Below are 7,551 nucleotides of genomic sequence, written 5' to 3' on the forward strand. Positions count from 1 at the left end.
GCATCGAGCCGATCTTGCGTTCCAGGGCCAGGTAGCTCTTCAGGAGAACGTTGGCACGGAGCTGGCCGTCCGGCCCGCGGAACTTCTCCGGGATCCCGGGCTCGGCCGCCTCCGGCAGGGGCAGGGGCTCCGTCGGCAGGCCCGGCTCGGGCTCGCCGATTGCGGGTGCCGCAGCGTCCTGCGCCGGCTCGTTCTCGATCTTGTCCTGTTCCATGGCGGGAGGTCTCGATCTGGTCGGTGGGAAGGGCGGTCAGCGGCCGAGGCCGCGGGCCGCTAGGGACTGGAGATGGGCCACCAGGCAGCGCTGGCCCTCGAGGTGCCGCAGCTCCTGGTCGCTCGCCTGGGGCGGCATGCGGCGCAGGAGATAGGTGCGTTCCAAATGGTCGAGCAGCCGCCGGCCCTCGGAGGTGGCGAACACCTTGGCCGCGCAGCGGACCAGATCGTCACCCGTGCCGCCAGGCAGTGCCAGGTGCTCGCTCATGGCAGCACCTCGCGGAGGAACTCGGCCTGGAAGGCATCGAGCAGGCCCTGCTCGCGGATCAGCTCGGCCGGCACGCCCAGCGTGTGGCCGAGCCAGCGGGCAGCACCCGGCAGGTCGACCACGCTCGCGGCGTGGTCGCCCATCTGGCGCACGCTCTCCAGCCAGAGCAGGGTGTTCTGCACGTCCTGGCGCGACTGGCGGCGCGCGAGCGGCGACTGGTAGCGCAGCTCCACCGTGCGTCCGTCCAGCCGGACATCGGGGATCTCGCCGCGCCGGGCTAGGATGGCCAGGCCGCGCGTCACCAGCGGCGTGAGCAGCTCCGCCTGCAGCCGGCCGAACACGGCGGCCAGCAGGCGGGTGGTCTCGGCCGAGCGCTCCAGAACCTCGGTCGCGGTCATCCGCGCGTTCTGGACAGGTCCCAGCCGGTCCACCAGCAGCGTATGCCGGATCCGGGCGCGCAGGTCGTCCAGGATGAGCTGGCTGACGTCGAACCGGCCGGGCATCTCGAGCGGCTTCAGCCCTTCCGAGCCTACCGCCTTGGGGATGATGCTGCCCGGCACCAGCTTGATGTTGGCCGGGTTCAGGACGCCGTCGTCCTCCGCGAGCCAGATGCCGGTCACCGCGATCGACGCGTTCTTGAGGATCAGCTCGACCACCTTGTTGGCGGTGCGCACGTCGGGAAGGGCGGTCATCATCGGCGAGCGGCCATACACCTCGCCCGCGGTCTTCACCCAGCGGAAGGTGATGAACGGCGAATGCTCAAAGCGGCCGTCCGCCAGCAGGGCCACCGCGCGGCCGGACTGGTCGTCGTCGGTGAGCCAGGCCCGGTAGTCGAAGCCGGTGCCGCCCGGCACCACGGCCTCGATCACGCGGCAGGGCTGCTCGCCGTTGCTGGCGGCCAGGTCGGGCGGCAGCATCGCATCCGGCCAGCGGCCACGCAGGCCGGCCAGCGGCAGAGCGCTGGTGCGGAAATGACCGGCGACGGCGCCATCCACATCCTCCTCGATCGCCATCTCGGCGGCCGGGATGGCGGAGAAGCGGAAGGGCGAGGGCCGGCCGGCCGGTGCCTCGGCGAACAGCAGGGTCGCGGTGCCCAGCGTCACCAGATCGAGAAAGGCCTGGTGGATCTCCACGGTGAAGTTGGCATGGTCGAAGCCGCCCTGCAGCCGGGCGGCCACGGCCTCCAGCGCCTCGTTGACCGTCGGCCGCTCGGCAGATGCCATCTGCGGGCCGGCGCGCAGGCCGAACCAGGGCGAGCCCGGCGGGGTGAGCTCTCCCAAGAGCGAGGCGGCGAGCTGCTCGACCGCATCGGCGGCGGTGGCATCAAACAGGCGGTCGCTGCCGCGCCCAGGTGCAGCCTCCAGGCCCGACACGCGCTGCGGCATGGTGAAGGCCAGGCAGTCGCGCCAGACCGGCTCGAAGGGCCGACGCCGTTCGCGCGCCCGGCGATAACGCAGGTCGAGTTCGAGGTCGACGGGGGGCATCGATTGGGCTCCGTGCTGGGGGCCGATCCGCGTACAGGTCAGTGAATAGGCTTATATTCCTATAACTTTGGGAACGTCAAGCGGCGTGACGGGTCCAGCCCTCCCGCAGCAGCAGGCAATGTAGCTGGTAAGGTGTCCAAGCTGATCGTCCACCCAACCCAAGCGCGCGCTTGACGATCTCGACACAAGTAATCGGCCGCGCGTGCAGTGAGCTGCGCGGGAATTCGCGCGTCCAGCCACTGAGAACGATGCGGCCAGTGTGGATATAATACTCGACGGGATCGATTTCTTCCGGCAGGTCTAGCCAAGCGAGTCGGAGGTCCTGCAGCAGCGGATCCAGTAGGATCCAGCCCCGTTCGGCCCGGATCAGGCAGTAGCAATGGCGGAAGCCCGGCTTCAGCCAGGCGAGCCAGCGGCAGTCGGACCGGTCTTCGAACACGACGATCGCGGGGGCTGGCCCGGGCTCTGCCATGGGTGCGGGCTCTCGAAAATTAGGATCATGAGCCTAGTGACAGGACCGCGCATCGTCAAGATGATGTTCCTACCATTGTAGGATCTTATATTTGTTTGCTCGGAGCTGGTTCCTATGATGACGCATGGCGATGTCTGGGTGGGGATCGACCGCCTGGCCGCGAAGAACAACTACTCGGCCTCCGGGCTGGCCAAGCGCGCGGGGCTGGACCCTACCACCTTCAACAAGAGCAAGCGCGCCACTAAGCAGGGCAAGGCGCGCTGGCCCTCCACGGAGAGCATTGCCAAGATCCTGGAGGCGACCAACACCACCATGGCCGAGTTCGTGGCGCTCATGGACGGGAGCGAGGGAACTGTGGCGCCGCCCGTGTCGCGGCGGCTGCGCTCCCTGCCCTTGGACCGCGCCCAGGGCGGCCAGGTGTTCGACGCCTCAGGCTTTCCGCAGGGCGATGCCTGGGAGGATGTCGACTTCCCCGGCCTGGAGGATGGCCACGCCTTCGCGCTGGAACTGACCGAGGACATCTCGCCCGCCTGGCGGCGCGGCGACCTGCTGGTGGTGTCGCCCTCCTCCTCGACCCGCCGCGGCGACCGGATCGTGCTGGCCGATCGCAAGGGCACGCTCCATCTGGGCAGCCTGTCCCGGCGCACGGCGCAGCGCGTGGTGGTCGACCGGCCGGACGGGCAGGAGGCGAACTTCGCGATCGACGAGGTCGCCTGGATCGCCCGGATCGTCTGGGCCAGCCAGTAGAACAGGCCGATCCTCCCGCCGGCCCTCCGGCACCGGCCGCCTTCGATGTAGTGCCGCGACAGGCCCGCCACGATGCGCGGATGAACGGCCGCGCCCCGGGCGTCGGCTTCAACTGGTACCGGAACCTCCGCCGTTCGGCCCTGCTTCCTTGCCATCGCTGCACGGGCTCCTCCGGCCTCGGTCGGCCGCGTCCCCGGCACCCGGCTGCTTGACCTTCCTGCGACTGGCAGCCTCATCCGCGTCCGGATGAAGCGCAGTGGACGGTCGACGACCACCAGTCCGAGGAGGCCAGGAATGGCAGGCGGAGCCCGGCATGGCGTCGGCAATGGTATCGGCAGGCGGCACGCTGCCCACGACCATTGTCATGCCGGACATCGGCCCGTCCCTGCGGCCGCGCCGGACGATGGCCGGGTGCAAGACCCGGTCGGCCACATGCTGGTCGATGCGCGCAGCGCTGCCGCGACCGCCGAGCATCGCGGCCATCCCTATCATTTCTGCTCCGCGGGGTGCCGGGCGAAGTTCGTGAGCCACCCGGAGCGCAATCTGGCCGGCGATGCCGGCCGTGCCGAGCCGGCATCGCAACCGGCGGGCACGATCTATACCTGCCCGATGCATCCCGAGATCCGGCAGGCCGCGTCCGGCAGCCGTCCGATCTGCGGCATGGCGCTGGAGCCGGACGTGGCGAGCGCTGTGGCCGGGCTCAACCCGGAACTGGCCGACATGACCCGGCGGTTTTGGATCGGCCTGGTCCTGGCCCTGCCGGTGTTCCTCCTGGAGAGGGGCGGCCATCTCCTGCCGGTGGTCCATCACCTGGTGCCGCCGAGGGGATCGATCTGGATCCAGCTCCTGTTCGCGACTCCCGTGGTGCTTTGGGCCGGCTGCCCGTTCTTCACGCGCGGCTGGGCCTCGATCCGGACCGGCAACCTCAACATGTTCACCCTGATCGCGCTCGGCACCGGGGTCGCCTGGGGCTACAGCCTCGTCGCGACGCTGGCCCCGCGGATCTTCCCCCAGGCCTTCAGGCACCGGATGGCACGGTCGCCCGTCTATTTCGAATCCACGGTGGTGATCACCGTGCTGGTGCTGCTGGGCCAGGTGCTGGAACTGCGAGCGCGTGAGCGGACGTCGGGGGCACTGCGGGTGCTGTTCGATCTGACGCCTGGGATCATGCGGCGGATCGCGCCGGACGACAGCGAAGCGGAGGTTCCGCTCGACGCGGTGGTGCCGGGCGACCGGCTCCGGGTGCGCCCGGGCGAGAAGGTCCCGGTGGACGGCACGGTCGAGGACGGCCGCTCCTCGCTCGACGAATCGATGGTGACCGGCGGATCCATGCCGGTCACCCGCAGCGCCGGCGACCAAGTCATCGGCGGTACCCTCCACCAGACCGGCACGCTCGTGCTGCGCGCCGAGAAGGTCGGGCACGAGACCATGTTGGCGCGCATCGTGCAGATGGTGGCCGACGCCCAGCGCTCGCGGACACCGATCCAGCGGCTGGCCGACCAGGTGTCGGGCTGGTTCGTCCCGCTGGTCGTCCTCGTGGCGGTCCTGGCCTTCGTCGCCTGGGCGATCTGGAGGCCGGCACCGAGCCTCGCCCACGGGCTCCTCGTCGCGGTGTTGGTGCTGATCATCGCCTGCCCCTGCGCGCTGGGGCTGGCCAGGCCCATGTCGATCATGGTGATGGTCGGCAAGGGTGCGGGCCTCGGTGTGCTGATCAAGAACGCCGAGGCGCTGGAGCGGCTGGAGAAGGTCGACACGCTGGTGGTCGACAAGACCGGCACGCTCACCGAGGGCCGGCCCGGCGTGACGGGGATCTTCCCCGCCGACGGCATATCGGAGGCGGAGCTCCTGCGGCTGGCGGCCGGGGTCGAGCGGGCGTCGGAGCATCCGCTGGCGCACGCGATCGTGGCCGAGGAACCGGGGGCTGATCATCCCCCCGGTGGCCGACTTCGCTTCGCCGCTCGGCAACGGTGTCACCGGCACGGTCGAGGGCCGTACGGTCGTGATCGGCAACGCCGCCTTCCTGCAGGAGAGCGGTGTCGACTCTGCCACCCTGGCCGGTCAGGCCGACGCGCTGCGCCATGACGGTGCCACCGCGATCTATTTGGGCCTGGACGGGCAGGCTGCCGGCAACTTCGCCATCGCCGACCCGATCAAGCCTTCCACCGCCCCGGTCCTCCAGGAGCTGCATGCCGACGGCATCCGCATCGTCATGCTGACCGGCGACAACCGCACCACCGCCCAGGCGGTGGCGCGCCGGCTCGGGATCAACGAGGTCGAGGCGGACGTGCTGCCCGATGGTAAGAGCGCGGTCGTGGCGCGGCTGAAGGGCGAGGGGCGGATGGTCGCCATGGCCGGGGACGGGGTGAACGACACGCCGGCCCTGGCTGCGGCCGATGCCGGCATCGCCATGGGCTCCGGCACCGACGTGGCGATCGAGAGCGCCGGCGTCACCCTGCTCAAGGGCGACCTGACGGGCATCGCCAAGGTACGGCGCCTGTCCAGGGCGACCATGGCGAGCATCCGCCAGATCCTGGTCTTCGCCTTTGTCTACAACGTGGCCGGCATCCCGCTCGCCGCCGGGCTGCTCTACCCGTTCACCGGCCTGCTCCTGTCTCCGGTCGTGGCGGCGGCCGCCATGGCGCTCTCCTCGGTCAGCGTGATCGCGAATGCCTGCGCCTGCGGGCAAGGCGCATCTGACGGCTCGGCGGTGCCGTCAGTCGGAGGCGGCTGCCGCTGGTGTGTCGCTCAGCCCGCCCAGCTCCAGCGGCCCCTCGAGCTGGTCGCCGAAGCACGCCCCGATGGTCTCGACCAGGTCGGCCAGTTCCCGCAGGTGCTCGCTGATCACCGGGCTCGCCTGGTCCAGGCCGGAGGCCGCCAGCAGGAACTTGCGGTGCAGGCTGCCGCGCAGCCGCGCGCCGCCAGTCTCGGCCAGGGCTGCGGTGATGCAGCGCGTGGCCTCCCGCGCCGCGATCGCCTGGAAGTGAGCGATCTTCGCCAGCTCCGCAGCATCGATACCGGCCATGCCATGGTCCCCTGTCGTGGTACGTCGGCGCCAGCCTAGCAGGCAGATTTCCGGCAAGTCGCAGCCTGCCATGGCCGTCGGCACGGATTGCTCCCCGCCTGTCTCGCAACTGCAACATGACGACGAAATGGCCGGGCCGATGGAACCACGGCGCTTCATGGGCCGCGCATGAACCAGCTCAGAACGCCAAGCGCCCGGCGAGCGGTAAGCTCGCCGGGCGCTTGGTGGGTACCCCAACCGTTGCGGATCAGGGTACTGGCACCAGCATCCCCCCGATCAGGTTGCGGTCGAACAGGTCGCCGGTGTTCGGGTCGCACAGCGCGCTGGGATAGCCGCCGCGGCCGACCGGCAGGAGGCGGAGCTTGGCGTCCTTCGCCCGGCCGCGCTCCAGCGCCGCCACATGGCCGTTCGGCACCACCAGTTCCGGATGGTCGAACGGTGCGGCATGGCAGGCGACCCGCTGGTCGGTCAGCGCCTTCATGAAGGCCACCAGCGCGTTCACCTCGGCATTGGTGAGCCCCAGCTCGGTGATGTCCGGCGCCAGGTTGCTGCCGCCCATGTTCGGCCCGATCGGCGTGGTGCGGCCCTTGGGGCCGGTGCCGGTCGTGTCGCCACTGGCCAAGTCGCGCCGGTTGCCGCCGCGATTGTAGAACTCGACCACGCCCTTGAGGGTCGCCTCGCCGCCATTGTGGAAATAGGGCGCGGTGAGGGCGACGTTGCGCAGGGTAGGCGTCTTGAAGGCACCGTCCACCGCGACCCGCTCGCTGCGCTTCGCGTCCGGCACCGGGAAGGCGTCGACCCGCTTGCCGTCGGTGAACTGCCGGGCGAAGGACAAGGGCGCGCCCATCGCACTGCCGCCCAGGCCGACATCCTCGTGGGTCGGCCGCACGCCGATATTGTAGAAGCCGCCGTCATAGAGAGCCATGCCGCCGTCGGGCATCGGCATGAACTCGACCAGTTCCTTGCGCTGCCGGGGCGGGACGGCGGCACTGGTGAACAGCGGGCCGCTATGGCAGTTGGCGCACTTGGCCTTGCCCTCGAACAGCGCCAGCCCTTCCTTCTGCTTGGCGTTGAGCGCGTTGACCCGGCCCTCCATGTAGCGGTCAAACGGCGTCTGGTCGGAGATCAGGGTCCGCTCGTAGGCGTCGAGCGCCAGGCCGAAGAACAGCGCGAAGTTCAGCTCGTCCTGAGTGTAGCCGGCGGCGTCGTCGGGCAGCAGGGCACCCGATTCGGAGAACTGGTACCTGCCGCTGCCGGACCAGAGCCTGTCCTGGAACGCCCGCTGCACGAGCATCCGGTAGCTCTGCTTCAGACCCTTGCCGTTGGCGCGGATCTGGTTGCCGAC

At 69.9% G+C, this 7,551-nt stretch carries 6 protein-coding genes and 2 pseudogenes; 2 read left to right on the forward strand and 6 right to left on the reverse strand.

Going from position 1 to position 7,551, the window contains the following annotated elements; all coding sequences use genetic code 11:
• From EQG76_RS24405 to EQG76_RS24420, 4 genes and pseudogenes are all read right to left on the reverse strand, one after another.
• Positions 1-214: pseudogene (locus EQG76_RS24405) on the reverse strand (hypothetical protein); the annotation flags it as partial.
• Positions 215-250: 36 nt separating this feature from the next.
• Positions 251-481, reverse strand: a complete 231-nt coding sequence (locus tag EQG76_RS24410) for a Bbp19 family protein (RefSeq protein ID WP_159717193.1) — start codon at positions 479-481, stop codon at positions 251-253.
• Positions 478-1,965: a portal protein gene (locus tag EQG76_RS24415; RefSeq protein WP_159717195.1), complete on the reverse strand. Its 1,488-nt coding sequence runs from the start codon at positions 1,963-1,965 to the stop codon at positions 478-480. The genes EQG76_RS24410 and EQG76_RS24415 overlap by 4 nt, the downstream gene beginning before the upstream one ends.
• A 76-nt stretch (positions 1,966-2,041) precedes the next feature.
• On the reverse strand, positions 2,042-2,437 hold the full coding sequence (locus EQG76_RS24420; RefSeq protein ID WP_159717197.1) for a hypothetical protein: 396 nt from the start codon (positions 2,435-2,437) through the stop codon (positions 2,042-2,044).
• Positions 2,438-2,551: 114 nt separating this feature from the next.
• On the opposite strand from EQG76_RS24420, the gene EQG76_RS24425 reads away from it, so the two are divergent.
• Together EQG76_RS24425 and EQG76_RS33660 are read left to right on the forward strand one after the other, a co-directional pair.
• Positions 2,552-3,184, forward strand: coding sequence for a helix-turn-helix domain-containing protein (locus EQG76_RS24425; RefSeq protein WP_159717199.1), 633 nt, complete (start codon positions 2,552-2,554; stop codon positions 3,182-3,184).
• Positions 3,185-3,478: 294 nt separating this feature from the next.
• Positions 3,479-5,881, forward strand: a pseudogene (locus EQG76_RS33660) (heavy metal translocating P-type ATPase).
• Positions 5,882-5,897: 16 nt separating this feature from the next.
• Here the strand turns inward: EQG76_RS33660 and EQG76_RS33665 are convergent.
• The gene (locus tag EQG76_RS33665) at positions 5,898-6,206 is read right to left on the reverse strand and encodes a hypothetical protein (protein WP_407925566.1); all 309 of its coding nucleotides are present in this window, start codon (positions 6,204-6,206) and stop codon (positions 5,898-5,900) included.
• A 247-nt stretch (positions 6,207-6,453) separates the two neighbouring features.
• Positions 6,454-7,551, reverse strand: a 1,098-nt coding sequence (locus tag EQG76_RS24435) for a cytochrome-c peroxidase (RefSeq protein ID WP_407925567.1), incomplete at its 5' end; no start/stop codon positions are given.

Source organism: Geminicoccus flavidas (assembly GCF_009806515.1).
In the GTDB taxonomy this organism is placed as follows: domain Bacteria; phylum Pseudomonadota; class Alphaproteobacteria; order Geminicoccales; family Geminicoccaceae; genus Geminicoccus; species Geminicoccus flavidus.